The sequence below is a fragment of the Micromonospora sp. NPDC092111 genome (genome assembly GCF_044755745.1).
Classification (GTDB): Bacteria; Actinomycetota; Actinomycetes; order Mycobacteriales; family Micromonosporaceae; genus Micromonospora.
Genome location: NZ_JBIVRQ010000007.1, coordinates 144,072 through 167,219 on the forward strand (window position 1 = coordinate 144,072; position 23,148 = coordinate 167,219).

Sequence of the window (23,148 nt, forward strand, 5' to 3'; positions counted from 1 at the left end):
CCGCACCTCGGCGGGGCGCCTCCGCGCCCCGCCGGGGATCACCAGCCGCGCTCGGCCAGCCGGTGCGGCTGGGGGATCTCGTCGACGTTGATGCCGACCATCGCCTCGCCCAGGCCCCGGGAGACCTTGGCCAGGACGTCCGGGTCGTCGTGGAAGGTGGTGGCCTTGACGATCGCGGCGGCCCGCTGGGCGGGGTTGCCGGACTTGAAGATGCCGGAGCCGACGAAGACGCCCTCCGCGCCGAGCTGCATCATCATCGCGGCGTCGGCCGGGGTGGCGATGCCGCCCGCGGTGAACAGCACCACCGGCAGCTTGCCGGTCTCGGCGATCTCCTTGACCAGCTCGTACGGGGCCTGGAGCTCCTTGGCGGCGACGAACAGCTCGTCGGCGGGCAGCGACTGGAGCCGGCGGATCTCCTGACGGATCTTCCGCATGTGGGTGGTGGCGTTGGAGACGTCCCCGGTGCCGGCCTCGCCCTTGGAGCGGATCATGGCGGCGCCCTCGGTGATCCGGCGCAGCGCCTCGCCCAGGTTGGTCGCCCCGCAGACGAAGGGGACGGTGTAGGCCCACTTGTCGATGTGGTTGGCGTAGTCGGCCGGGGTCAGCACCTCGGACTCGTCGATGTAGTCGACGCCGAGCGACTGGAGGATCCGCGCCTCGACGAAGTGCCCGATCCGGACCTTGGCCATCACCGGGATGGAGACGGCGGCGATGATGCCGTCGATCATGTCGGGGTCGCTCATCCGGGACACCCCGCCCTGGGCGCGGATGTCGGCGGGCACCCGCTCCAGCGCCATCACGGCGACGGCACCGGCGTCCTCAGCGATCTTGGCCTGCTCGGCGGTGACCACATCCATGATCACGCCGCCCTTGAGCATCTCGGCCATGCCGCGCTTGACTCGGGCGGTGCCGACGACGGGGGTGGCGTTGGCGTTCGGGGAGGTGTTCTCGGGCACGGGTCATCGCTCCTCGGACGTGCTCGGGGGGTGGCTACGGACGATGCTACGACGGGCCCAACGCCGGTCCGACAGCCAATCAGACCCACGGTGGCCTGCGGTGTGGCAGTCATCACCCGGGATCGGACCCGCACCGCACCCGCCCCAGGACGGGACGGACCGGACAGCCGGCACGACGGTCGGACGCCCCGGACGTCAGCCCGCCGGAACGTCCGCCGGCAGCGCCAGGGTCGGGTCGTCGACGTCGAAGTAGCGCGGCCAGGGGTGCCGGCGACCCATCCGGAACAGCCGCACCAGCGGCCGGCCGCGCGCCGCGCGGGCGTCCCGGACCAGGTCGGTGTGCACCTGCCGGGCCAGGGCCAGCCGCCGGCTCGCCGCGATGACCGCCTCGCAGGCGGGGTCGGCCGGGTCGAGGCGGACCGCCCGCAACTGCCGGGTGAGGTCGTTCTCGGCGGCCTCGCGCTCCTCCGGGGGCGCGTCCAGGGCGATCCGCGCCGCCGCGTACAGCTCGACGCCGAAACTCTTCTCGGCCAGCACCGCGGCGGCGGCGGCCCGGCGCAGCAGGTGGGCGTCGAGCGCGCGGGCCGCCGACTCCGCCCGGGTCTGCAACCGCTCCACCCGGCCGACCGTCCAGACCAGGTAGACCACGACCAGGCCGACGAGGACCGCCGCGCCCAGCACCCACCACATGTGCGGCATCGTAGTGGTCACACCGGACCGCCCAGTCCCACCCACTCCTGGTCGATGACCCGGCCGTCGGTGGCCTCGATGGCCGCCGCGTAGACCTCCAGCACCCGGCGGGCCACCACCGGCCAGTCGTAGTGGGCCACCACCTGGTCGCCGCAGGCGCTCAGCGCGGCCCGTTGCCCGGGATCGTCGAGCAGTTCCGCCAGGGCGGCCCGCAGCGCGGCCGAGTCCCCGGTCGGGAAGAGCCGGCCGGCCCGGCCGCCGTCGAGGACCCGGCGGAACGCGTCCAGGTCGCTGGCGACCACCGTGGCGCCGGCCGCCAGGGCCTCGGTGAGGATCATGCCGAACGACTCCCCACCGGTATTCGGGGCGACGTACAGGTCGACGCTGCGCAGCATCCGGGCCTTGTCGACCTCGGAGACCAGGCCCAGGAAGGTCACCCGGTCCCGCAGCTCGGCCGGGAACCGCCCGAACAGGTCGTCCGGGTCGCCCGGCCCGGCCACCAGCAGGCGCAGCCCGGGTCGGTGCGGGGCGAGCGCGACGAAGGCGTCCCGCAGGATCGGGAAGCCCTTGCGGGCCTCGGTGAACCGGCCCAGGAAGCCCAGCGTCCCGCCGTGGCCCGGTCCGCACTCCCCCGGCCAGCCGGGCAGCGGCTCGACGCCGGCGAACTTCGCCACCGCCACCCCGTTGGGGACCTCCACCGCCCCGCCGTCCATGTGCTCGACCTGCACCTTGCGGGCCAGCGCGCTGACCGCGATCCGGGCGGTGATCCGCTCCAGCAGGATCTGCAGCACGCCCTGCGCGGCGGCGAGCACCCGGGACCGGGTCATCGCGGTGTGGAAGGTGGCCACCACCGGGCCCCGGGCGGAGAGCGCCGCCAACATCGACAGGCTCGGGGTCAGCGGTTCGTGCACGTGCAGCACGTCGAAGTCGCCCCGGGTGATCCACCGGCGCACCCGGGCGGTGGAGACCGGGCCGAACGCGATCCGGGCCACCGACCCGTTGTACGGCAGTGGCACCGCCCGGCCGGCGGAGACCACGTACGGCGGCAGCGCCGACTCCTCGTCGGCCGGGGCCAGCACGCTCACCTCGTGTCCCAGCCCGATCAGCGCCTCGGCCAGGTCCATCACGTGGTTCTGCACGCCACCCGGGACGTCGAAGGAGTACGGGCACACGATGCCGATCCGCACTGGCGCCCCCTCCCTCAGACCGAACCCGTGCTGGCCGGGGGCGGCGACGCGGCGGACCCGCCGTCGACGGAGCCCCGCTGGTCCAGCCACATCCGCTGCAACATGTGCCAGTCTTCCGGATGGCGGGCGATGCCCGCCGCCAGACGGTCGGCAATCCGCTGGGTGAGGATCCGGACCCGCTCGTCCAGCGGCGCGCTGTCCGGATCCGGCACCGGCAGCGGGCCCTCCAACTGCGCGTACGCCATGTCCGGTTCGTACCACAGGGAGGCCACGTAGAGCGGGGCGCCGGTGCGGATGGCCAGCAGGGCCGGCCCCGCCGGCATCCGGGTCCGGCCGCCGAAGAAGTCGACCTCGATGCCCCGGGCGGACAGGTCACGGTCGGCCAGCAACGGCACCACCGTGCCGGCCCGCAGCCGCTCCAGCAGCACGTCGAAGGCGGGACGCGGGCCGCCGTGGGAGGGCAGGATCTCCATGCCCAGGCCCTGCCGGAAGGCGAGGAAACGCTCGTACACGCCCTCCGGCTTGAGCCGCTCGGCGACCGTGGTGATCGGCAGACCGGCGGCGGCCACCCAGGCCCCGGCGGCGTCCCAGTTGCCGGCGTGCGGGCAGGCCACCACCGCGCCCCGGCCGGCCGCCACGTCGGCGGCGAGCAGGTCCGCCCCGCCGAGGTGGAAACCGGCGAGGATCTGCCGGCGGCTCAGCGTGGGCAGCCGGAACGCCTCCATCCAGTACCGGGCGTACGACCGCAGGCCGCGCCTGACCAGCGCGTCCAGCTCCGCCTCGGGCAGCTCGGGGCCGACCACCCGGCGCAGGTTGGCGCGCAGTCGGGTGGTACCGGCGCCGTTGTTGCGGGCGGCGCGGTCGGCGCCCGCCCGGAAGGTTGCGGCCACCACGGACCGGGGCAGCGCACGGACCAGACGCCAGCCGGCGACGTAGCCGAGTTCGGTGAGGTTCACTCCCGGCCGACCAGCTGCGCCTGCCGGTACACGTGGGCCACCCGCTGCCCGACCGTGAAGATCGACACGGCGGCGAGCAGCCAGAGCGCGATCTCCAGGGCGGGCCGGACGCCGAGGCCGGTGAGCAGGCCACCCACCCCGACGATCAACAGCCGCTCGGTGCGCTCGGCGATGCCCACGTTGCAGGTCATCCCCAGCCCCTCCGCGCGGGCCTTGACGTAGGAGACCAGCCCGCCGGCGGCCAGGCAGATCAGCGCGGCGGCCACCCCCGAGTGGTTGCCCTCGGTGGCCAACCAGTACGCCACCGCGCCGAAGACCGCGCTGTCGGCGACCCGGTCCATCGACGAGTCGAGGAACGCGCCGAACCGGGTCGAGCCGCCACTCATCCGGGCCATCGTCCCGTCGAGCATGTCGGTGAGCGCGAACACCGTCACGATCAGCGCTCCGGCGACCAGGTGGCCACGGGCGCCGAAGCCGAGGGCGCCGGCGAGCACGCCGACGGTGCCGGTCACGGTGACCGCGTTGGGGGACACACCCGCGCGGAGCAGACCGCGCGCGACCGGCTCCACGACGCGGGTCATCGCCGCGCGGGCCGTCACTTGGAAGATCTTCGCCATGGGGGTCCCACGATAACGGCCGGCAGCGGACGGCGATACGCCCGGTCGTCCGACCCGCCCGACGAAGGCTTGTGCCGGGTCGATGACGGGTGCTGAGATCGGGTACGGAAGGTGAGCCAACTCACCGACCCGCCCGTTGACCGCTCGTCGTCCGGCGGACCACCGGAGGATATCGCCGCGGCACCCGCCCGGGCCCGCTCCCCGTCGCGCGCGGCGGTCGCCACCCACCACCGGCTGAGGGAGGTGCGCCGCGATGGCGCAGAAGAACCAGGAGAAGGGGGCCGCCGGCAACGTGCCGGTGGTGACCGAGCCCGGCAGGATCCGCAACGTGGTGCTCGTCGGGCACTCCGGAGCCGGCAAGACCACCCTGGTCGAGGCGCTGCTGGCGGCCAGCGGCACGATCGGCCGGGCCGGCACGATCGCCGACGGCGGCACCGTCTGCGACCACGACCCGGCGGCGGTACGCCAGCAGCGCTCGGTGAGCCTGGCCTGCGCCCCGCTGACGCACGCCGACGTCAAGGTCAACCTCCTGGACACGCCCGGCTACGGGGACTTCGTCGGCGAGCTGCGGGCCGGCCTGCGGGCCGCCGACGCCGCCCTGTTCGTGGTCTCCGCCGTCGACGGGATGGACGCGGCCACCGCCGCCCTCTGGGAGGAGTGCGCCGCGGTGGACCTGCCGCGCGCCGTCGCGGTCTCCCGGCTGGACCACCCGCGCGCCGACTTCGACGAGGCGGTGGCGCTCTGCCAGCGGGTCTTCGGGGACAACGTGCTCCCGCTCTACCTGCCGATGCTCGGTGACGACGGCGAGTCGGTCGCCGGGCTGATGGGGCTGATCAGCCGGCGGGTCTTCGACTACTCGGCCGGGCTGCCCGCCGCCGTACGCGAACCGGACCCGCAGCACCTGCCGGCCATCACCGAGGCCCGCGACGAGCTGATCGAGGGGATCATCGCCGAGAGCGAGGACGAGACCCTGATGGACCGCTACCTCGACGGCGCGGAGATCGACACCGAGGTGCTGGTCACCGACCTGGAGAAGGCGGTCGCCCGGGGGCACTTCTACCCGGTGGTGCCGGTCTGCGCGACCACCGGCGTCGGCCTGGACGTCCTGCTGGACGGCCTGGTGTCGGCGTTCCCGTCGCCGCTGGAGCACGAACTGCCGGCGGTCACCGGGGTGGACGGCTCCCCCCGGCCGCCACTGAGCTGCGACCCGGACGGCCCGCTGGTCGCCGAGGTGGTCAAGACCACCGTCGACCGGCACGTCGGTCGGGTGTCGCTGGTCCGGGTCTTCTCCGGCACGCTGCGCCCCGACCAGACCGTGCACATCTGCGGGCACGGCATGGCCGAACGCGGGCACCCGGACCACGACGCCGACGAGCGGGTCGGGCACGTCTACACCCCGCTCGGCGCGACCCTGCGCGAGGTCACCTCGTGCGTGGCCGGCGACCTGTGCGCGATCACCAAGTCGGGCAGCGCGGAGACCGGCGACACCATCTCCGCCAAGGACGAGCCGCTGCTGATCGCGCCCTGGGCGATGCCCGAGCCGTTGCTGCCGGTGGCGATCGTGGCCCGCAGCCGGGCCGACGAGGACGCCCTGGCCCGCAACCTGGGCCGGCTGGTGGCCGGCGACCCGACGCTGCGGCTGGAGCGCAACCCGGAGACCCACCAGCTCGTGCTCTGGTGCATGGGCGAGGCGCACGCCGACGTGCTGCTCGACCGGCTGCGCAGCGGCGGCGTGGAGCTGGACACCGAGCCGGTGCGGGTGGCGCTGCGGGAGACGCTGACCGTCCCCGCGAACGGGCACGGCCGGCACGTCAAGCAGTCCGGCGGGCACGGCCAGTACGCCGTCTGCGACATCGAGGTGGAGCCGCTGCCCCGGGGTGCCGGCTTCGAGTTCGTCGACCGGGTGGTCGGTGGGGCGGTGCCGCACCACTACATCCCGTCGGTGGAGAAGGGCGTCCGGGCGCAGCTCGAACGGGGCCTGGTCGCCGGGCAGCCGGCGGTGGACCTGCGGGTCACCCTGGTCGACGGCAAGGCGCACAGCGTCGACTCCTCCGACGCCGCGTTCCAGACCGCCGGCGCGCTCGCGCTGCGCGACGCGGCCGAGAAGGGCGAGCCGGCGCTGCTGGAGCCGGTGGACGAGGTGGTGATCCGGGTGGCCGACTCCGCCGTCGGCGCGGTGCTGGGTGACCTGTCGGGCCGGCGCGGCCGGGTGCTCGGCACCGAACCCGACCCGGACGCCGAGGGCCGCAGCCTGGTCCGCGCCGAGGTGCCGGCGACCGAGCTGCTGCGCTACGCGGTCGAGCTTCGGGCGCTGACCGCCGGCACCGGCACCTTCCGCCGCGAGTTCGCCCGCTACGACCCGATGCCCGCCCACCTGGCCGACCAGGTCCGCAAGACCCACCCCTAGCCGCTCCCTCCCGCCCTGTCGAGCACGGAGTCGTGGCGGGCGTGGTGCCCCGGTGAGCGCCTGTTGCGGAGGCACCACGACCCCATCGATCGACGCGGTGGGCGGGTGAGGTCGGGCCGGGTCAGGGGCGGGCGGTGGGGGTGGGCGGCAGCGGCCAGTAGGGGCGGTCGGCGTCGCGGAGGGCGGCCGAGCGGAGGGCGGCGAGTTGGCGTTCCACCTCGGCGAAGTGGTCCGGGGTGAGCGGGCCGAGCCGCAGGGCGGCGGCGTTCTCCTCGACCTGGGCGACGGTGCGGCAGCCGGGGATCGGCACCGTCCGGCCGCTGCGCGCCCAGATCCAGCCCAACGCGCCCTGGGCCAACGTCCGGCCGTCGGCGGTGAGCGCGCCCCGGACGGCGGCCACCCGGCGCAGCCACTCCGGCGCCGGCCGGCCGCCGCGGAACCACTCCAGCCAGCCCGGGGCCGTCCCCCGCACGTCGTCGCGGGGCAGCGTCGAGCCGGTGGTGTACTTGCCGGTGAGCAGCCCCATCCCGAGCGGGCCACGGTTGACGCTGGCCAGGTCGTGCTTGTCGCAGGCGGCCAGCATCGCCGGGGCGTCCCGCAGCACCGACAGGCTGTGCTGCACCGCGGTGGCGTGCCGCGCGACCTGGGCGAAGGCGGCGGCCCGGTCGGCCCGGTCGGTGCTCCAGCCGTACGTCCGGACCAGGCCGTCGGCGACCAGCTCCTCGCAGGTGCCGACCAACGCCTCCACCCGGGGCAGCGGCAGGTCACCCAGGTGTAGCTGGTAGAGGTCGATCCGGTCGGTGTCCAGCCGGCGCAGCGAGTCGGTCACCGCCCGGCGCAGGTACGCCGGGGAGGCGTCCGCACCGGTGGCCTGCCGGGACCGCTCGTCGAAGGTGTACCCCCACTTGGTGGCGATCACCGCCTCGTCCCGGCGGCCGGCCAGCGCCCGCCCGAGGACCCGCTCACCGTGCCCCGCCCCGTACGTGTCGGCGGTGTCGAACAGGGTCACCCCGAGGTCGAGCGCCCGGCGTACGGCCCGGACCGACTCCTCGTCGTCGACCGCACCCCAGCCCAACGGCTGGGCCCCCTCGGCCCACGGGCCACCGATCGCCCAGCACCCCATGCCGAGGGCGCTGACCTCGATGCCGCTGCGGCCCAACGTCCGTGTCGTCACTGCCATCGACGCATCGTGTCACCTCCAGCGCGCTGGAGGGCAGGAAGTCGACGCATCGTGCATGCTCGACCACATGGGACGGCTGGGCGTGGACGTCGGCGGCGTGGTGATCGAGCCGACCAGCAGGGACGACGACACCTCGTTCTTCGGGCCGAACTACCTGCGTACGCCGCCGGTGCCGGGGGTCTTCGAGGGGCTGGCCGCGCTGGTGCCGCTCTTCGACGAGACGCACGTGGTGTCGACGTGCGGGGAGCGGACCGAACGGCACACCCGGGCCTGGCTGGACCACCACGACTTTTACACCCGCACCGGGATCGCGCCGGAACGGCTGCACTTCTGCCGTACCCGGCCGGCGAAGGCGCCGGTCGCGGCCCGGCTCGGGCTGACCCACTTCGTCGACGACCGGCTGGAGGTGCTCGGCTATCTCGACACGGTCGGGCACCGCTACCTGTTCCGGCCGTACCCGCCGGAGCTGGCCGCGCACGCGGCGCACCTGCCCGGCGTACACCGGGTGGAGAGCTGGTCGGAGCTGGTGGCCGCGCTGACTCCCCCGCCTCCGCCGGGCCGGGGCGGGCCGGCCGGCGACGCCGGGTAGCCGGCCGACGGCGGCGCGACGACCCGGCGGTGGTGGGTGACCTCGGCCCCGCGGCACCCCCGGGCCGGGCCGGGACTCAGGCCGGCCAGGCCCGGGCGAGCAGTTCGCGGGTGTCGGCGAGGAGCTGCGGCAGCACCTTCGTCCGGCCGATCACCGGCATGAAGTTGGCGTCCCCGCCCCAGCGCGGCACCACGTGCTGGTGCAGGTGGGCGGCGATGCCGGCGCCGGCCACCCCGCCCTGGTTCATGCCGAGGTTGAACCCGTGGGCGCTGCTGACCCGCCGGACCACCCGCATCGCGGTCTGGGTGAAGGTGGCCAGTTCGACCGTCTCGGCCTCGTCGAGGTCGGTGTAGTCGGCCACGTGCCGGTACGGGCAGACCAGCAGGTGCCCCGGGTTGTACGGGTAGAGGTTGAGCACCACGAAGACGTGCCCGCCCCGGGCCACGACCAGGCTCTCCGCCGCCGGCCGCCCCGGGGCCAGGCAGAACGGGCAGCCGGTGGGCTTCTCGTAGCCGCCCTCGGGCCGGTCCTCGCCGGAGATGTAGGTCATCCGGTGCGGCGTCCAGAGCCGGTCCAGCCCGTCCGCCAGGCCGTTGTCGGTGCCGCCGTCGTGCCGCTCCACCCCAGTCACACCGCCGATCCTACGGTCACCGCGGCGGGTCCCACCCGGCCGCACCGGGCGGCCGGGTGCGCGGGGACAGCCGGCCGGCCGCCCCGACGGTCAGCCGGGGCGGTCGACGATCCCACCGCCCGGCTCAGCCCTCGGCCGACGGGCCCGAGTTGGTCCGGGAGGAGACCACGTCGAGCACGTGGGTGACCGCCTCGGCCATCGGCACCCCGTTGCGCTGCGAGCCGTCCCGGTAGCGGAAGGAGACCGTGCCGGCGGCCACGTCGTCGTCGCCGGCGATCACCATGAACGGGATCTTCTGCTGCTGGGCGGTACGGATCTTCTTCTGCATCCGGTCGTCACCGGTGTCGACCTGGGCCCGGATCCCCTCGGCGCGCAGCGCCGCGACGAAGCCGTGCAGGTAGTCGGTGTGGTCCTCGCGGATCGGGATGCCAATCACCTGCACCGGGGCCAGCCAGGCCGGGAACGCGCCCGCGTAGTGCTCGGTGAGCACCCCGAAGAACCGCTCGATCGAGCCGAAGAGCGCCCGGTGGATCATCACCGGCTGCTTGCGGCTGCCGTCGGCGGCCTGGTACTCCAGCCCGAACCGGGCGGGCTGGTTGAAGTCGACCTGGATCGTCGACATCTGCCAGGTCCGGCCGATCGCGTCCCGGGCCTGCACGGAGATCTTCGGGCCGTAGAAGGCCGCGCCGCCCGGGTCGGGCACCAGGTCCAGCCCGGACGCCTCGGCGGCGGTACGCAGCGCCTCGGTCGCCTCCGCCCAGTCCTCGTCCGCGCCGATGAACTTCGGTGAGTCGTCCCGGGTGGACAGCTCCAGGTAGAAGTCGTCCAGGCCGTAGTCGCGCAGCAGGTCGAGCACGAAGGTGAGCAGGGTGGACAGCTCGCCGGGCATCTGCTCCCGGGTGCAGTAGATGTGCGAGTCGTCCTGGGTCAGGCCGCGCACCCGGGTCAGGCCGTGCACCACGCCGGACTTCTCGTACCGGTAGACCGTGCCGAACTCGAACAGCCGCAGCGGCAGCTCCCGGTAGGACCGCCCGCGCGCCCTGAAGATCAGGTTGTGCATCGGGCAGTTCATCGCCTTGAGGTAGTAGTCCGCGCCCTCCAACTGCATCGGCGGGAACATGGTGTCCGCGTAGTAGGGCAGGTGCCCGGAGGTCTCGAAGAGGTGCGCCTTGGTGATGTGCGGGGTGTTGACGAACTCGTAACCGGCGGCCTCGTGCCGACGACGCGAGTAGTTTTCCAGCTCCCGGCGGATGATGCCGCCCTTGGGGTGGAAGACCGCCAGGCCGGAGCCGACCTCGTCGGGGAAGCTGAACAGGTCGAGGTCCGCGCCGAGCTTGCGGTGGTCGCGCCGGGCCGCCTCCTCCAGCAGCTTCAGGTACGCCTTGAGCTCGTCCCGGGTCGGCCACGCGGTGCCGTACACCCGCTGGAGCTGCGGGTTCTTCTCACTGCCCCGCCAGTAGGCGGCGGCCGAGCGCATCAGCTTGAACGCGCCGATCAGCCGGGTGTTCGGCAGGTGCGGGCCACGGCACAGGTCCGACCAGCAGACCTTGTCCTCGGTGGCGGCGAGGTTGTCGTAGATGGTCAGCTCGCCGCCGCCCACCTCCATCACCTCGGTCGTGTCCAGCCCCTCGCCCTTGACGTCGACCAGCTCCAGCTTGAACGGCTCGGCGGCCAGCTCGGCCTTCGCCTCGTCCAGGCTGCCGAAGCGGCGGCGGCGGAACCGCTGGCCGGACTTGACGATCTCCTGCATCCGCTTCTCCAGCTTGGCCAGGTCGTCCGGCTGGAACGGCTTGTCGACGGCGAAGTCGTAGTAGAAGCCGTTCTCGATCGGCGGGCCGATGCCGAGCTTCGCCTCGGGGAAGACGTCCTGCACGGCCTGGGCGAGCACGTGCGCGGTCGAGTGCCGCAGCACGTTCAGCCCGTCCGGCGAGTCGAGGCCGACCGGCTCGACGACGGTCTCCTCGGCCGGCGTCCAGTCCAGGTCGCGCAGTTGGCCCTGCGGGTCGCGGACCACCACGATCGCCTTCGGGCCGGCGGCGGGCAGCCCGGCCGCGGCCACCGCGTCGGCCGCCGTCGTCCCGGCGGCGACGACGACGGGGTCGGCCACGACGGGGGTACGGGGTGCGGACACGGTGACTCCTCAGCGGCAGGCGGTACGGATGGGCCGGCGGGCCGGCCCCTGCGATGCTATCGGTCGCCCCGTTCCGTCCGGTCGTCGGGAAAGCAGGCACCGGCCGTGTCGCCGGGTTCGGACCGGCCCGCCGACGGATTGAACCTTTCCGGCCCGCCGTCCGAACTACCGGGTGTGGCCGGAGCCGGTACCGGCCCACGGCGAGACGGATGGGGGCGAGGATGGCGACGACCCGCGGCGGTGCCCGGCGGAGCCGGACGGGACTGGTGCTGGCCGCAGCGGTGGCCGGTGTGCTCGGGTGGCCGGGGGCGGCATCGGCGGCCGGCGTGACCGCCAGCCCGACCGAGGCGACCCAGGGCGACGCGGTGGAGCTGACGTTCGTGGTGCCGGAGGAGCGCCCCGGCGCGCGCACCGAGAAGATCGAGGTCAAGCTCCCGCCGGACGCCCCGATCGGGGAGGTCTACCCGCTGTCGGTGGACGGCTGGGCGCCGCTGATGACCTCCCGTGAGCTGGCCGACCCGGTGGCCGGCATCCACGCCCCCTCGGTCAGCACGGTGACCGCCTCGGTGCTCTGGAGCCGGGCCGCCGGGCCGGCCGTACCGGGCCCGGCCCGGCTCGCCCTGGCCATGGGCCCACTGCCGCAGACCGACCGGGTGGCCTTCGAGGTGGTGCAGACGTACTCGGACGGGACGGTGGTGCGCTGGGCCGACCCGGTCGGCGGCGGGCACCCCGCCCCGACGCTGGCCCTGCTCTCCCCGGCGTCGGGGGCGGCCACCGGCCACGGCCACGGCGGGGCCGGCCCGGCGGACGGGACGGCGGCCGGGGCCGCCGGGAACGACGGCGACGGCGACGGCGACCCGACGGGCGACGGCGGGCCCAGCGCGGACCTGCTGCTCGGCGGGGGCCTGCTGGTCGGGCTGGGCGGCGGCGCGGTGATCGGCTGGGCGGCCAGCCGGTCCCGCCGCCGGGCCGCCGCCGACCCGACGACCGGACCGGACGCCGACCCGACGACCGGACCGGACGCCGACCCGACGACCGGACCGGACGCCGACCCGAAGCCGGACGACGGCGCGCCGGAACGGGCGGTCGACGTCGACCGGACGGGCGTGCGGGCGGCGTCGGGCTGAGGTCAGCCGAGCCACTGCGGCAGCGGTTCCCGGGCGGCGAGCCAGCCGTCCGGCACCCCGCCGGGCGTGCCGACCCCCGCGTACGCGGCGACGATGCCGCCGACGATCGCGGCGGTGGTGTCGACGTCCCCACCCGCCTCGACGCAGGCGCGGATCGCGGCCGGGTAGTCGGACAGGTGGGTGGCGGCCACCCACAGGGTGAAGGCCACGGTGTCCTGGGCGGTCACCCGGGAGCCGTTGCCGAGGGCGGCGACGGCCTCGTCGGGCGGGCGGCCGAGCAGCCCGGCCGCGCGGCGTATCCCGAGGTGCACCTCGCCGGCCGGGTCGAGGGCCCCGGCGACGGCGGCGAGCAGCCGGGCCGCGTCCGGGCGGTCGCCGTCCAGCCGGGCCCGGGCCGCCAGCGAGGCGGCGACGGCCACCGCGACCGCCCCCGCGATCCCCTCCGGGTGGGCATGGGTCACCTCGGCGCTGCGGCGGGCCCGGGCCGCCGCGCGGGCGGTCGAGTCGGCGTGCCAGGCGCCGAGCGGGGCGACCCGCATCGCCGCGCCGTTGCCGCAGGAGCCCTGGCCGTCGAAGGCCGACGCGGCGGCCACCGGCCACGGGGTGCCGGTCCGGATCAGCCGCAGGATCGTCACCGCACCCGGGCCGTAGCCCCGGTAGGGCTCGCAGCGGTCGGCGAAGGCGAGCGCCAGCCGGTCCCGGTCGACGTCGCCGTGCCCGGCGAGTTCGGCCAGCACCGAGCAGGCCATCTCGGTGTCGTCGGTCCACTGCCAGGGCGGCGGTGGCAGCCACCCGGCCGCGAGGTCGGCGGGCCGGTGGCCCGGTACGAAGAACTGGGAACCCAGGGCGTCGCCGACGGACAGCCCGGTGAGGCTGTCCCGGGCCAGCGCCAGCCGGGTGTCGGGGAAGAGCGTGAACGGCATCGTCGTCCCAGCTTGCCCGGTTCACCGGTCCGTCGCAACGCGATCAACTTGCCACGGGCAGTACGGTGCTGACGTGGCCACCGTGCTCCTGGTCGAAGACGACCACGTCGTCCGTGGCGCGATGCTGCGTTCCCTCACCGAACGGGGGCACGCCGTGCACGCGGTCGGCACGGCGCTGGACGCGCTGCGCCGGGTCGCCGCCGAGACCCCCGACCTGGTCGTGCTGGACCTGGGCCTGCCCGACCTGGACGGCTCGGACGCGCTGCGGATGCTGCGCGGCATCACCGACGTCCCGATCATCATCGCCACCGCGCGGGACGACGAGCAGTCGGTGGTCCGGCTGCTCCGGGCCGGCGCGGACGACTACATGGTCAAGCCGTTCACCGGCGCCCACCTGGACGCCCGGATCACCACCGTGCTGCGCCGGGCCGGCCGGGCCAGCCGCACCGTGGCCCCGGCCGTGCACACCGTCGGCGGGCTGCGGGTGGACGTGGGCGAGCGCAGCGCGGTGCTCGACGGGGAACTGCTGGCGCTGACCCGCAAGGAATTCGACCTGCTGGCGTATCTCGCCGCACGACCTGGCCGGGTGGTGTCCCGGCGCGAACTCTTGGAGGAGGTATGGCGGCAGCCGTCGGTCGGCGAGGACCAGACCATCGACGTTCACCTGTACTGGCTGCGCCGAAAGATGGGCGAGTCCGCGGCGAAGCCGCGCTACCTGCGCACCGTGCGGGGGGTGGGGTTCCGGCTGGTGGCCCCGGACTGAGGCCGGCGCTGGCCGCCCTGACGGCCGGCATGTGCGCGCTGGTCGCGCTGGCGTTCCTCGTCCCGCTCGGGTTGAGCCTGCGCGACGAGGTGCGGGAGGAGGCGCTGGCCGACGCGGCCCGGCGCGGGGCGATGGTCACCGGCGCGCTCGCCGTCAGCACCGAACCGGCGGCGGTACGCCGGGCGATCGAGGCCAGCGGTGACGATCCGGCGATCCGTCCGGTGGTGCACGGCCTGGGCGGGGACGAGCCCGCCGGCCGGGCCGCCGCCGCCGACCTGGACCGGGCCCGGAGCGCGGAACGATCGCTGGTCGTCGACGTCGACGGCGGGTTGCTGCGGCTCGACCCGGTGGTGCTCGACGGCACGGTGGCCGTGGTCGAGGTCTTCGTGCCCGCCGCCGCCCTGGAGAAGGGGGCCGGCGGCACCTGGCTGCTGCTGACCGGGGTGGCCGTGGCACTGGTCGGCGCGGCGGTGATCGTGGTGGACCGGGTGGCGGCCCGGGCGGTCGACTCCACCCGGGGGCTGGTCCGGGCGGCGCTCGCGGTCGGCGACGGCGACCTGGGGGTACGGGTCGAGCCGACCGGGCCGCGCGAGCTGGCCGAGGCCGGGTACGCCTTCAACCGGATGGCCGACCGGCTGGTCGCCGCCCGCACGGACGAGCGGGAACTGGTGGCGGATCTGTCGCACCGGTTGCGTACCCCGCTGACCGTGCTGCGGCTCGACGCCGAGGGGCTGGACTCCGACGACACCAGCGTCGGCTCGTTCACCCCGGCGGAGCTGGACCGACGGCGGACGATCCGGCGGATCCGGCAGGCGATCGTCACCCTGGAGGGCGAGATCGACGTCCTGATCAAGACCACCCGCAAGGCGGTCGCCCACGAGGCGGGGCCGGCGGAGTGCGACGTCAGCGAGGTGGTCCGGGACCGGATGGTGTTCTGGGCGGCCCTGGCCGGCGACCAGAACCGCCCGCACCGGGTGATCGGCGCCCAGCTACGCATCCCGGCCCCGGTGCCCCGGGCCGAGCTGGCCGCCGCGCTCGACGCGGTGATCGGCAACGTCTTCCGCTACACCCCGCAGGGGACGGCGTTCGAGGTGGCGGTCTCCCGCCGGGACGGGTACGTGGCGATCCGGATCGACGACGCCGGGCCGGGCATCGCGAATCCGGACCGGGCGCTGCGCCGGGGGGCCAGCGACCAGGGGTCGACCGGGCTGGGGCTGGACATCGCCAAGCGGGTCTCGTTGCAGGCCAACGGCTCGGTGAGCATCGACCGGGCCCGGCTCGGCGGGGCCAGCGTGGTGATGCTGCTGGCCGACCCGGAGGCGACGCCCCGGCAGGTGAACCGGTTCGGCCTGGTGGGCCGGATGGCGCGGGAGGCCCGGGAGCAGAAGAGCGGCCGGCGGTGGCCCCGGCAGCGCCCCACCGACGGCTGACCGGGGCCCTGACTGTGGGGCGGTGCAAGGTTTCCTTAGATCCGGCTTAACGGCGGCGACGGACGGCGCGCGTGCTGACATGATCAGGCCCGAACCCATCAGTTCCGCCGGCCTGTCGCCCCTGACAACTGCCGGCCGGTGGAGCCAGTACGCGCGGCGGGGGCATGGTCCCCCCACACCCCGCTCCCGCCGCGCGTGCCCCCTCACCGGGTCGTGAGGTGGCCCCGGGTCCGCCCGGCACGGGTCTAGTGTCCCTCGGGTTGTCCGTCCTGTTCGGTCTGGCGCCGGTCGTCGCCGGGTGCTGGCCGGCGGGCCGGGCCGTGTGCTGACGTCGCCCGACCGGGGGGCCCGGTCGGGCGACGTCCGGCCGGTCAGTGCGACCTGGCCGCCACGAACGCGTCGATCTCGGCGGTGATCCGGACCTGGCCGGCCGGGTCGAGGAACGACGCGGCCACCGCCTCCCGGGCGAGCGCCGCGAGCTGGTCCGGGCCGGCGTCGAGCAGCCGGGCGGCGACCGCGTACTCGTCGTTGAGGGTGGTGCCGAACATCGGCGGGTCGTCGGAGTTGATGGTGACCCGGACGCCCGCGTCGACCAGCCGGCGCAGCGGGTGCTCCTCGATCCGGGCGACGGCCCGGGTGCGGACGTTGGAGGTCGGGCAGACCTCCAGGGGGATGCGCTGCTCGGCCAGGTAGCTGAGCAGCTCCGGGTCCTGGGCGGCGGAGATGCCGTGGCCGATCCGCTCGGCGCCCAGCTCGCGCAAAGCGTCCCAGACGGTCTGCGGGCCGGTGGTCTCCCCGGCGTGCGGGACGGACCGCAGCCCGGCGGCCCGGGCCTGGTCGAAGTAGGGCTTGAACTGCGGTCGGGGCACCCCGATCTCGGGGCCGCCGAGACCGAAGCTGACCAGCCCGTCGGGTCGCTCCTCCAGGCAGATCCGCAGGGTCTCCTCGGCGGCCGGCAGGCCGGCCTCGCCGGGAATGTCGAAGCACCAGCGCAGGGCGACGCCGAAGTCGGCCTCGGCCCGCTTGCGGGCGTCCTCGATCGCCTCGCAGAACGCCGGGGCGGGGATGCCCCGGCGCACGTGCGAGTACGGGGTGACGGTCAGCTCGGCGTACCGGACCTGCTGGCGGGCCAGCTCGCGGGCCACCTCGTGGGTGAGGATCCAGACGTCCTCCGGGTCGCGGATCAGGTCGACGACGCTGAGGTAGACCTCGATGAAGTGGGCGAAGTCGCGGAACGCGAAGTAGTCGGCGAGCGCGTCCGGGTCCGCCGGCACGGGGCTGCGTCCCTCGTGCCGGGCGGCCAACTCGGCGACGATCCGGGGGGACGCGGAGCCCACGTGGTGCACGTGCAGCTCCACCTTGGGCAGTTCGGCGATGAAGGTGGACAGGTCGGTCACTGCTTCTCCTCTGCACGGGCGCCGGTACGGGCGACCACGAAGATCCGGCGGAACGGGAAGTACACCTGACCCTGCCGTACCGGGTACGCCTCGGCCAGCAGGATTCCCAGCGCGGCGCGGAAGTCGGCCCAGTCGGTGTCGTCCAGCGCGGCCCGGACCGGGCGCAGCGCCGTCCCCTCCATCCAGGTCAGCACCGGGTGGTCGGCGGCACCGGCGGCCGGCAGCCGGTGCAGGTAGGTGGTCTCCCAGGCGTCGACCGCGCAACCGGCGGCGGTCAGCAGCGTGGTGTAGCCGACCGGGTCGTCGACCGGCGTCTCGCGCAGCAGCGGCGTCAGGGTGGCGGCCCAGCGGTTGCCGGCGGCCACCTCGCGCAGCGCGCGGTGGGAGGGTGCGGCGAAGTTGCCGGGCACCTGGAACGCCAGCCAGGCGCCGGACGGCAGCTCGCCGGCCCAGCGGCGGAGCAGGTCCCGGTGGCCGGGCACCCACTGGAGCACCGCGTTGGCGAGCACCACGTCCACGTCGGGGGCCGGGTGCCAGTCGGTGACGTCGCCGACCGCGAAGTCGACCGGGGCGTCGAGCGCCCGCGCCCGGTCGACCATCTCCGGGGACGAGTCGACGCCGCTGACCCGGGCACCGGGCCAGCGCTCGGCGAGGGTGACGGTCAGCGTGCCGGGGCCGCAGCCGAGGTCGACCGCCGCCCGGGGCCGGTCGGCCGCGACCCGGGCGACCAGGTCGTGGAAGGGCCGGGACCGCTCGTCGCCGTAGCGCAGGTAGCTGGTCGGGTCCCACATCACAGCCTCCAAACCGTACGTACGTCTTGTTGCGACCATACGGCCCGCGACGCGGCCCGGCAAGCCGGTCACTAGGCTCGGCGGAATGGAACAGCGCAGCTTCGACCGGCTCGGCCGGCAGGTGGGTGTGGTCGGCCTCGGCGCCTGGCAGCTCGGCGCGGACTGGGGCCAGGTCAGCGAGAGCGACGCCCTGGCGGTGCTGGCCGCCGCCGTGGACTCCGGCGTCACCTTCCTCGACACCGCCGACGTGTACGGCGACGGGCGCAGCGAGCGGCTGATCGGCCAATTCCTGCGGGAGCACCCCGGGCACGGGCTCACCGTCGCCACCAAGATGGGCCGCCGGGTGGCGCAGACACCGCAGGCGTACACCCTGGACAACTTCCGGGCCTGGACCGACCGGTCCCGGGCCAACCTCGGCGTGCACACCCTGGACCTGGTCCAGCTCCACTGCCCGCCGACCGAGGTCTTCGCCGACGACCGGGTCTTCGACGCCCTCGACACCCTGGTCGGCGAGCAGCGCATCGCCGGTTACGGGGTCAGCGTCGAGACCTGCGACCAGGCGCTCACCGCGATCGCCCGGCCCGGGGTGGCCAGCGTCCAGATCATCCTCAACGCCGTCCGGCTCAAGCCCCTCGACCGGGTGCTGCCGGCCGCCGCGGCGGCCGGCGTGGGCATCATCGCCCGGGTCCCGCTGGCCAGTGGCCTGCTCTCCGGCCGGTACGACGAGCACACCACCTTCGCCGCCGACGACCACCGCAACTACAACCGCAACGGGGAGAGCTTCGACGTCGGCGAGACCTTCTCCGGCGTCGACTACGACCTCGGCCTGACGGTGGTCCGCCGGCTCGCCCCGCTGGCCGGCGACGGGCGCACGACGGCCCAGTTCGCGCTCCGCTGGATCATCGACCAGCCGGGGGTCACCGTGGTCATCCCCGGTGCCCGCGACCCCGGGCAGGCCCGGGCCAACGCCGCCGCGGCCGGGTCCCCGGCGTTGACGGCGGCGGAACGGGACACCGTGCGGTCGGTCTACGACGAGTTGGTCCGGCCCCGGGTGCACGACCGGTGGTGAGGCACGCCGGCCGGGTCCTCGCGCCCCGACCGGCCGACCCGCATGCTGGTGACCGGGCCGGACCCACCGGCCCACGGAGGGGGGACCGGTGAGGGGCTGGCTCACGCTCGCGCTGGGCCTGCTGGCGGTGGTGGTCGGTGCCGTCTGGACGGTCCAGGGCCTCGGCTACGTCAGCGGCAGCGTGATGACCGACCAACGGGTCTGGGCCGTCGTCGGGCCGCTGCTGGTGCTGGCCGGTCTGGTGCTGCTCTGGCGCGGACTGCGCGCCCGCCGACGGACCTGAGCCCGGGCGCGACGGGTGGCCGGCGGGCCGGGGCCACCGATGCGGAAAGCCCCGCGTCCCTTGGGGACACGGGGCTCCTCATCGATCCGGCTGGCCGGATCACCCGGGCCGGCGGCTGCCGACCGGCATCGCTCAGAGGGGGCGGACCTGCTCGGCCTGCGGACCCTTCTGACCCTGGGCGATCTCGAACTCCACCCGCTGGTTCTCCTCCAGCGTGCGGTAGCCGCTGGACTGGATGGCCGAGAAGTGGACGAACACGTCAGCACCCCCGCCGTCGACGGTGATGAAGCCGAAGCCCTTGTCAGCGTTGAACCACTTCACGGTTCCCTGCGCCATGTGTATCTCCTTCTAAAACTGGCGGCCGAGCACGCCGTGCGGCCGATTGGCCGTTTTCGAGCAGCGGCGCCTGAGGCGGCCCCCGGTGAAGGAGACTTCTCTCAACCCACGCCATCTCGCAACAGCGGGGATCAGCAAACCACGTACGCAAAAACTCTGCACAGCCTACCCGACGAAATTCTCCGACATGTGACCTGACGGATGCCTGCCCTCCCCTCGCCGGGTCGTCGGGACGGTGCGAAAGGCCCCCCGTCCGTCGATACGTCGGGGGGCCCACACGCTGTTCCGCGGCCGGTCGGTCAGTCGGGCCAGCGGCCGGTCAACCGTCGGACGCCGACCGCTCCACCGCGGTCCACCGCCGCCCGGACGACCGCGAAGATGGCCCCCTGCAACGCCGCCGCGGCGAGGATCTCGCCCCATCGGCGGTCCTCGTCGGTCGCGCTGGGCGCCTCGCCGTCGCCGGCGCTCACCTTCCAGACCTGCCGGAAGATCGCCCCGGCGACCGTACCGGCGGCCAACCCGAGCAGCACCCCGACGGGCTTGTACGCGACCTTGCCGATGCCCCTGCTCACCTGCGCCTCCCCCGGACGATCAACAACACCACCACCACCGCCACGGCGCCGGCCGCGACCGTCGCCCACGGCACCGGATGACGCCGGACCGCCTCGCCCCCCTGGTACGCCTGCGCCCGCGCGACACCGGCCCCCTGCGCCGCCTGGCCGCGTACCCGGGCCACGGTCAGCGCGGCCTGCTCGCGCATCCGGTCCCTCGCCTGCTCCGCGGAGTCCTTCAACCGGGCCTTGACGTCGGCCTTGGCGGCCAGCAACTCCATGGTCTCGCCCAACTCCACCCGGGTCCGCCGGATCTCCGCGCGGAGCGCCTCGGTGTCGCCGGTGCCGTTGCCCGTCGCGCCCGTCATGCCCGTCCCCTGTCCTTCACCGCGGCGGTGACGGTGTCCACGTCCGCGCGGACGCTACGGACCGTCGTCGTCGGCACCGGCGGGACCGCGTGGCTGACCTGCTTCTTGCCGACCAGGGCGAGCACCCCGGCGATCAGGAAGAGCACCACCGCGACGATCAGCGCCGCCGCCCACCCGGGCAGCACCAGGGCCAGCAGCAGGATCGCGGCGGTGACCAGCGCGCCCAGCCCGTAGAGGGCCAGCGCCCCGCCCCCGCCGAAGAGCCCGATCCCGATCCCCGCGTGCTTGCCCTTCTGGGTCAACTCCGCCCGGGCCAGCGCCAACTCGTCCCTGACCAGGCGGGAGACCTGCTCGGTCGCCCGCTGCACCAGTTCGGCGGTGGACGGCTCGCTCCCGGTCCGGGACGTACGGTGGTTCGCGACGTCAGCCATGCTGTCCTCCTTTCGTCATCACCGCGCTGTATGCCCGGAGCCGCCGTCCGTCAATCCTGCACACGGTGACCAACCACATCTGACCCCAGGTCGGCCCGTACCGTCCGGCGAAACGCGGAAGCGGGTACGACGGAGCCCCCGCGACCGTGGGTCGCGGGGGCTCCGGTGTCCCGCTCAGCGGCGGGCGTCGACCGGTCCGTCTGCGCCGACGGGCGCCTCGGCCCGGGGGTCGGCGTCGGGGCCGACGAATGCCTCGCTGCGGGCGTCCCCGTCGTCGCTGCCGCCGAAGACCCGGGCGTCGTCGGGCACCTCGCCCTCCGGCCGGCGGCGGGCCGGCCGGCGGGGCTGCACCCACTGCCAGGGCAGGTTGCCCGAGGAGTCGCCCAGCTCGGTGCGGGTCCGGGGCAGCGCGGTGGGCCGGTGGTCCCGCACCCAGCCGACCAGGTGCTCACGCACCAGGCAGCGCAGGTCCCACAGGCTGCCGGCGTCGGCGGCGCTGACCAGCGCCCGGACCTTGATCGTGCCGCCGGTGGCGTCGGTGACCTGGAGGACGCAGACCCGGCCGTCCCACAGCTCGGTGCCCTCCACCAGCCGGCGCAGCTCCGCACGCATCGCCTGCACCGGGATCGACCAGTCGAGGTCGAACTCGGCCGTGCCGAGCACCGCCGCCTCGGTCCGGGTCCAGTTCTGGAACGGGGTGCTGGTGAAGTACGAGGTGGGCAGGATCAGGCGCCGGTCGTCCCAGATCTGCACCACCACGTAACTGAGCGTCAGCTCCTCGATCCGGCCCCACTCCCCCTCGACGACGACCACGTCGTCGAGGCGTACCGCGTCGCTGAAGGCGAGCTGGAGGCCGGCGATGACGTTGCCGAGCAGGCTCTGCGCGGCCAGCGCGGCGACCACACCGACCACACCGGCGCTGGTGAGCACGCCCGCGCCGATGCCCCGGACGGCCGGGAAGGTCATCAGCATCACGCCGACGGCGAGCACCACGATCACCGCGATGGTCAGCCGGCGCAGCAGCACCACCTGGGTACGCACCCGCCGGGCGTGCCGGTTGTTCGGCACGTCCACCCGCAGGAACCGGGCCAGCGCGGTGTCCTCGACCACCACCAGCAGCGAGGCGACCAGCCAGGCCATCGTGGCCACCACCCCCAGCACCAGGGTGTGCAGCGCCACCTGCCGCCAGGGTGTGCCGACGGCGTAGCCGGTGGTCAGGCGGACCGCGAACTGCACGGCGAGGACGGTGCCGGCGACCTGGAACGGCCGGTGGACGTGCTCGGTGAGCTCGGTCATCACCTGCGACCGCCGGCCGAGCCGGCGTACCACCCGGTGCACCACCTCGACGGACAGCAGGGCGATCGCCGCCGCGGTGGCCGCGGCGGCGATCGTCTCGAGGTAGTCCTGCACGTGGTTGTCTCCCTCCGCCGGGCTGATCAGTTCGCGGCAAAAGCCCTATGGTGCCCGGCGTTCCCGGAATCGGCCAACGCTCAGACCCTCCGGTAGCGGGACTGGAGGAAGCAGTAGACCCCGAAGGCGGCGATGCCGAGGGCCATCAGCGCCAGGATGAACGGGCCGTACGGCTGGTCCCGCAGGGTACGCAGCGCGGCGTCCAGGCCACGCGCCTTCTCCGGGTCGTAGTTGATCGCGGCGACCACGACCAGCAGGCCGGCGACGGCGAACACCGCGCCCCGGGCGAGGTAGCCGGCCAGGCCGAGCCGACGGGCCAGCGTCCGGGTCCTCGGGCTCATCTCACCGGTCTTCAGGTTCCGCTCGAACTTCTTCTTGTACCCGTAGATCATCATGCCGATGCCGACGGCGGCGAGCACCAGCCCGGCGAGCGCGACCAGCCAGCGCCCGCCGCTGGAGGCCATCAGCTTCTCGCTGAACTGCTCCTGCTGGTCGGCGCTGTTGGCGCTGGCGTCCTGGACGACCTGGACGGCGGTCCAGGCCAGCCAGAGGAAGACGACGGTACGGACCACCGAGGCGATCCGCTCGAAGAGGCGTTCCCTGCCCTGCTGGGCGTGGTGCCCGACGGCCGCCTCCAGGGCCTGCCAGACGGCCATGGCGACCAGGCCGACGGCGATCGCGATCAGCAGGAACTTGCCCATCGGCTGGGCCCCCAGCGCGCGCAGCGCACCGTTCTGGTTGCCCTCCTCGCCGGAGTCGGCGAAGGCGATCTGCAGGATCACCCAGGCGAATAGCAGGTGCACGATCCCGTAGCCGACGAAACCGGCCCGGGCGAGAAGTTCCAGCCAGCGGCTGTCCGCGGTGCGGGCGGCGGTGGCTTCGGCGTTCCGGGTGAGTGACATGGCGGCACAATCTCCGATTGGGA

The 23,148-nt window shown here is 74.4% G+C and carries 24 protein-coding genes; 7 read left to right on the forward strand and 17 right to left on the reverse strand.

What is annotated here, in order from left to right:
* Positions 1-38: 38 nt before the first annotated feature.
* From pdxS to pgsA, 5 genes are all read right to left on the reverse strand, one after another.
* On the reverse strand, positions 39-956 hold the full coding sequence (pdxS, locus tag ACIQG9_RS16505) for a pyridoxal 5'-phosphate synthase lyase subunit PdxS (RefSeq protein WP_400402762.1): 918 nt from the start codon (positions 954-956) through the stop codon (positions 39-41).
* 195 nt (positions 957-1,151) lie between these two features.
* Positions 1,152-1,646, reverse strand: a complete 495-nt coding sequence (locus ACIQG9_RS16510; protein ID WP_400402765.1) for a hypothetical protein — start codon at positions 1,644-1,646, stop codon at positions 1,152-1,154.
* A gap of 17 nt (positions 1,647-1,663) precedes the next feature.
* Positions 1,664-2,833 carry a glycosyltransferase family 4 protein gene (locus ACIQG9_RS16515; RefSeq protein WP_400402767.1) on the reverse strand — a complete coding sequence of 390 codons (1,170 nt, stop codon included), beginning with the start codon at positions 2,831-2,833 and terminating at the stop codon, positions 1,664-1,666.
* A 14-nt stretch (positions 2,834-2,847) separates the two neighbouring features.
* Positions 2,848-3,789: a phosphatidylinositol mannoside acyltransferase gene (locus tag ACIQG9_RS16520; RefSeq protein ID WP_400402769.1), complete on the reverse strand. Its 942-nt coding sequence runs from the start codon at positions 3,787-3,789 to the stop codon at positions 2,848-2,850.
* Entirely contained in the window at positions 3,786-4,406 is a 621-nt protein-coding gene (pgsA, locus tag ACIQG9_RS16525; RefSeq protein WP_400402772.1) for a phosphatidylinositol phosphate synthase, read from the reverse strand. The genes ACIQG9_RS16520 and pgsA overlap by 4 nt, the downstream gene beginning before the upstream one ends.
* Before the next feature lie 253 nt (positions 4,407-4,659).
* Here pgsA and ACIQG9_RS16530 point away from each other — a divergent pair, with 253 nt between their 5' ends.
* Positions 4,660-6,813 carry an elongation factor G-like protein EF-G2 gene (locus tag ACIQG9_RS16530; RefSeq protein WP_400402775.1) on the forward strand — a complete coding sequence of 718 codons (2,154 nt, stop codon included), beginning with the start codon at positions 4,660-4,662 and terminating at the stop codon, positions 6,811-6,813.
* Between the two features lie 121 nt (positions 6,814-6,934).
* Here ACIQG9_RS16530 and ACIQG9_RS16535 read toward each other — a convergent pair whose 3' ends face one another.
* The gene (locus ACIQG9_RS16535) at positions 6,935-7,993 is read right to left on the reverse strand and encodes an aldo/keto reductase (RefSeq protein WP_400402777.1); all 1,059 of its coding nucleotides are present in this window, start codon (positions 7,991-7,993) and stop codon (positions 6,935-6,937) included.
* A gap of 67 nt (positions 7,994-8,060) precedes the next feature.
* On the opposite strand from ACIQG9_RS16535, the gene ACIQG9_RS16540 reads away from it, so the two are divergent.
* Positions 8,061-8,582 (forward strand): hypothetical protein, encoded by a 522-nt coding sequence (locus ACIQG9_RS16540; RefSeq protein ID WP_400402780.1) that lies wholly within the window; start codon positions 8,061-8,063, stop codon positions 8,580-8,582.
* A 76-nt stretch (positions 8,583-8,658) separates the two neighbouring features.
* On the opposite strand, the gene ACIQG9_RS16545 is transcribed toward ACIQG9_RS16540, so the two are convergent.
* The gene (locus ACIQG9_RS16545; protein ID WP_400403219.1) at positions 8,659-9,171 is read right to left on the reverse strand and encodes an HIT family protein; all 513 of its coding nucleotides are present in this window, start codon (positions 9,169-9,171) and stop codon (positions 8,659-8,661) included.
* A 166-nt stretch (positions 9,172-9,337) separates the two neighbouring features.
* The gene (thrS, locus tag ACIQG9_RS16550) at positions 9,338-11,344 is read right to left on the reverse strand and encodes a threonine--tRNA ligase (protein ID WP_400402783.1); all 2,007 of its coding nucleotides are present in this window, start codon (positions 11,342-11,344) and stop codon (positions 9,338-9,340) included.
* Positions 11,345-11,565: 221 nt separating this feature from the next.
* On the opposite strand from thrS, the gene ACIQG9_RS16555 reads away from it, so the two are divergent.
* Entirely contained in the window at positions 11,566-12,471 is a 906-nt protein-coding gene (locus tag ACIQG9_RS16555; protein ID WP_400402785.1) for a DUF1775 domain-containing protein, read from the forward strand.
* A gap of 2 nt (positions 12,472-12,473) precedes the next feature.
* On the opposite strand, the gene ACIQG9_RS16560 is transcribed toward ACIQG9_RS16555, so the two are convergent.
* Positions 12,474-13,394 (reverse strand): ADP-ribosylglycohydrolase family protein, encoded by a 921-nt coding sequence (locus ACIQG9_RS16560; protein ID WP_400402788.1) that lies wholly within the window; start codon positions 13,392-13,394, stop codon positions 12,474-12,476.
* A gap of 73 nt (positions 13,395-13,467) precedes the next feature.
* On the opposite strand from ACIQG9_RS16560, the gene ACIQG9_RS16565 reads away from it, so the two are divergent.
* Both ACIQG9_RS16565 and ACIQG9_RS16570 read left to right on the forward strand, forming a co-directional pair.
* On the forward strand, positions 13,468-14,157 hold the full coding sequence (locus ACIQG9_RS16565; RefSeq protein ID WP_400402790.1) for a response regulator transcription factor: 690 nt from the start codon (positions 13,468-13,470) through the stop codon (positions 14,155-14,157).
* Between the two features lie 29 nt (positions 14,158-14,186).
* Positions 14,187-15,587 (forward strand): ATP-binding protein, encoded by a 1,401-nt coding sequence (locus tag ACIQG9_RS16570; protein ID WP_400402793.1) that lies wholly within the window; start codon positions 14,187-14,189, stop codon positions 15,585-15,587.
* A gap of 371 nt (positions 15,588-15,958) precedes the next feature.
* On the opposite strand, the gene ACIQG9_RS16575 is transcribed toward ACIQG9_RS16570, so the two are convergent.
* Both ACIQG9_RS16575 and ACIQG9_RS16580 read right to left on the reverse strand, forming a co-directional pair.
* The gene (locus ACIQG9_RS16575) at positions 15,959-16,984 is read right to left on the reverse strand and encodes an adenosine deaminase (RefSeq protein ID WP_400402795.1); all 1,026 of its coding nucleotides are present in this window, start codon (positions 16,982-16,984) and stop codon (positions 15,959-15,961) included.
* On the reverse strand, positions 16,981-17,775 hold the full coding sequence (locus ACIQG9_RS16580) for a trans-aconitate 2-methyltransferase (RefSeq protein WP_400402798.1): 795 nt from the start codon (positions 17,773-17,775) through the stop codon (positions 16,981-16,983). Before ACIQG9_RS16580 ends, ACIQG9_RS16575 begins: the two co-directional genes overlap by 4 nt.
* An 85-nt stretch (positions 17,776-17,860) precedes the next feature.
* Here ACIQG9_RS16580 and ACIQG9_RS16585 point away from each other — a divergent pair, with 85 nt between their 5' ends.
* Together ACIQG9_RS16585 and ACIQG9_RS16590 are read left to right on the forward strand one after the other, a co-directional pair.
* Positions 17,861-18,844: an aldo/keto reductase gene (locus ACIQG9_RS16585; RefSeq protein ID WP_400402800.1), complete on the forward strand. Its 984-nt coding sequence runs from the start codon at positions 17,861-17,863 to the stop codon at positions 18,842-18,844.
* Positions 18,845-18,932: 88 nt separating this feature from the next.
* Positions 18,933-19,127: a hypothetical protein gene (locus tag ACIQG9_RS16590; protein ID WP_400402803.1), complete on the forward strand. Its 195-nt coding sequence runs from the start codon at positions 18,933-18,935 to the stop codon at positions 19,125-19,127.
* Between the two features lie 132 nt (positions 19,128-19,259).
* Here the strand turns inward: ACIQG9_RS16590 and ACIQG9_RS16595 are convergent, their stop codons facing one another.
* The 6 genes from ACIQG9_RS16595 to ACIQG9_RS16620 form a co-directional block, all read right to left on the reverse strand.
* A complete protein-coding gene (locus ACIQG9_RS16595) occupies positions 19,260-19,463 on the reverse strand; it encodes a cold-shock protein (protein WP_013732668.1) in 204 nt (67 codons plus the stop codon).
* Positions 19,464-19,762: 299 nt separating this feature from the next.
* Positions 19,763-20,035 carry a DUF4235 domain-containing protein gene (locus ACIQG9_RS16600; RefSeq protein ID WP_400402806.1) on the reverse strand — a complete coding sequence of 91 codons (273 nt, stop codon included), beginning with the start codon at positions 20,033-20,035 and terminating at the stop codon, positions 19,763-19,765.
* On the reverse strand, positions 20,032-20,382 hold the full coding sequence (locus tag ACIQG9_RS16605) for a DUF3618 domain-containing protein (protein ID WP_400402809.1): 351 nt from the start codon (positions 20,380-20,382) through the stop codon (positions 20,032-20,034). The genes ACIQG9_RS16600 and ACIQG9_RS16605 overlap by 4 nt, the downstream gene beginning before the upstream one ends.
* Positions 20,379-20,813 carry a phage holin family protein gene (locus ACIQG9_RS16610; RefSeq protein WP_400402812.1) on the reverse strand — a complete coding sequence of 145 codons (435 nt, stop codon included), beginning with the start codon at positions 20,811-20,813 and terminating at the stop codon, positions 20,379-20,381. The genes ACIQG9_RS16605 and ACIQG9_RS16610 overlap by 4 nt, the downstream gene beginning before the upstream one ends.
* A 174-nt stretch (positions 20,814-20,987) precedes the next feature.
* On the reverse strand, positions 20,988-22,223 hold the full coding sequence (locus ACIQG9_RS16615; RefSeq protein WP_400402815.1) for a mechanosensitive ion channel family protein: 1,236 nt from the start codon (positions 22,221-22,223) through the stop codon (positions 20,988-20,990).
* 80 nt (positions 22,224-22,303) lie between these two features.
* A complete protein-coding gene (locus tag ACIQG9_RS16620) occupies positions 22,304-23,125 on the reverse strand; it encodes a DUF1206 domain-containing protein (protein WP_400402818.1) in 822 nt (273 codons plus the stop codon).
* Positions 23,126-23,148 lie beyond the last annotated feature (23 nt).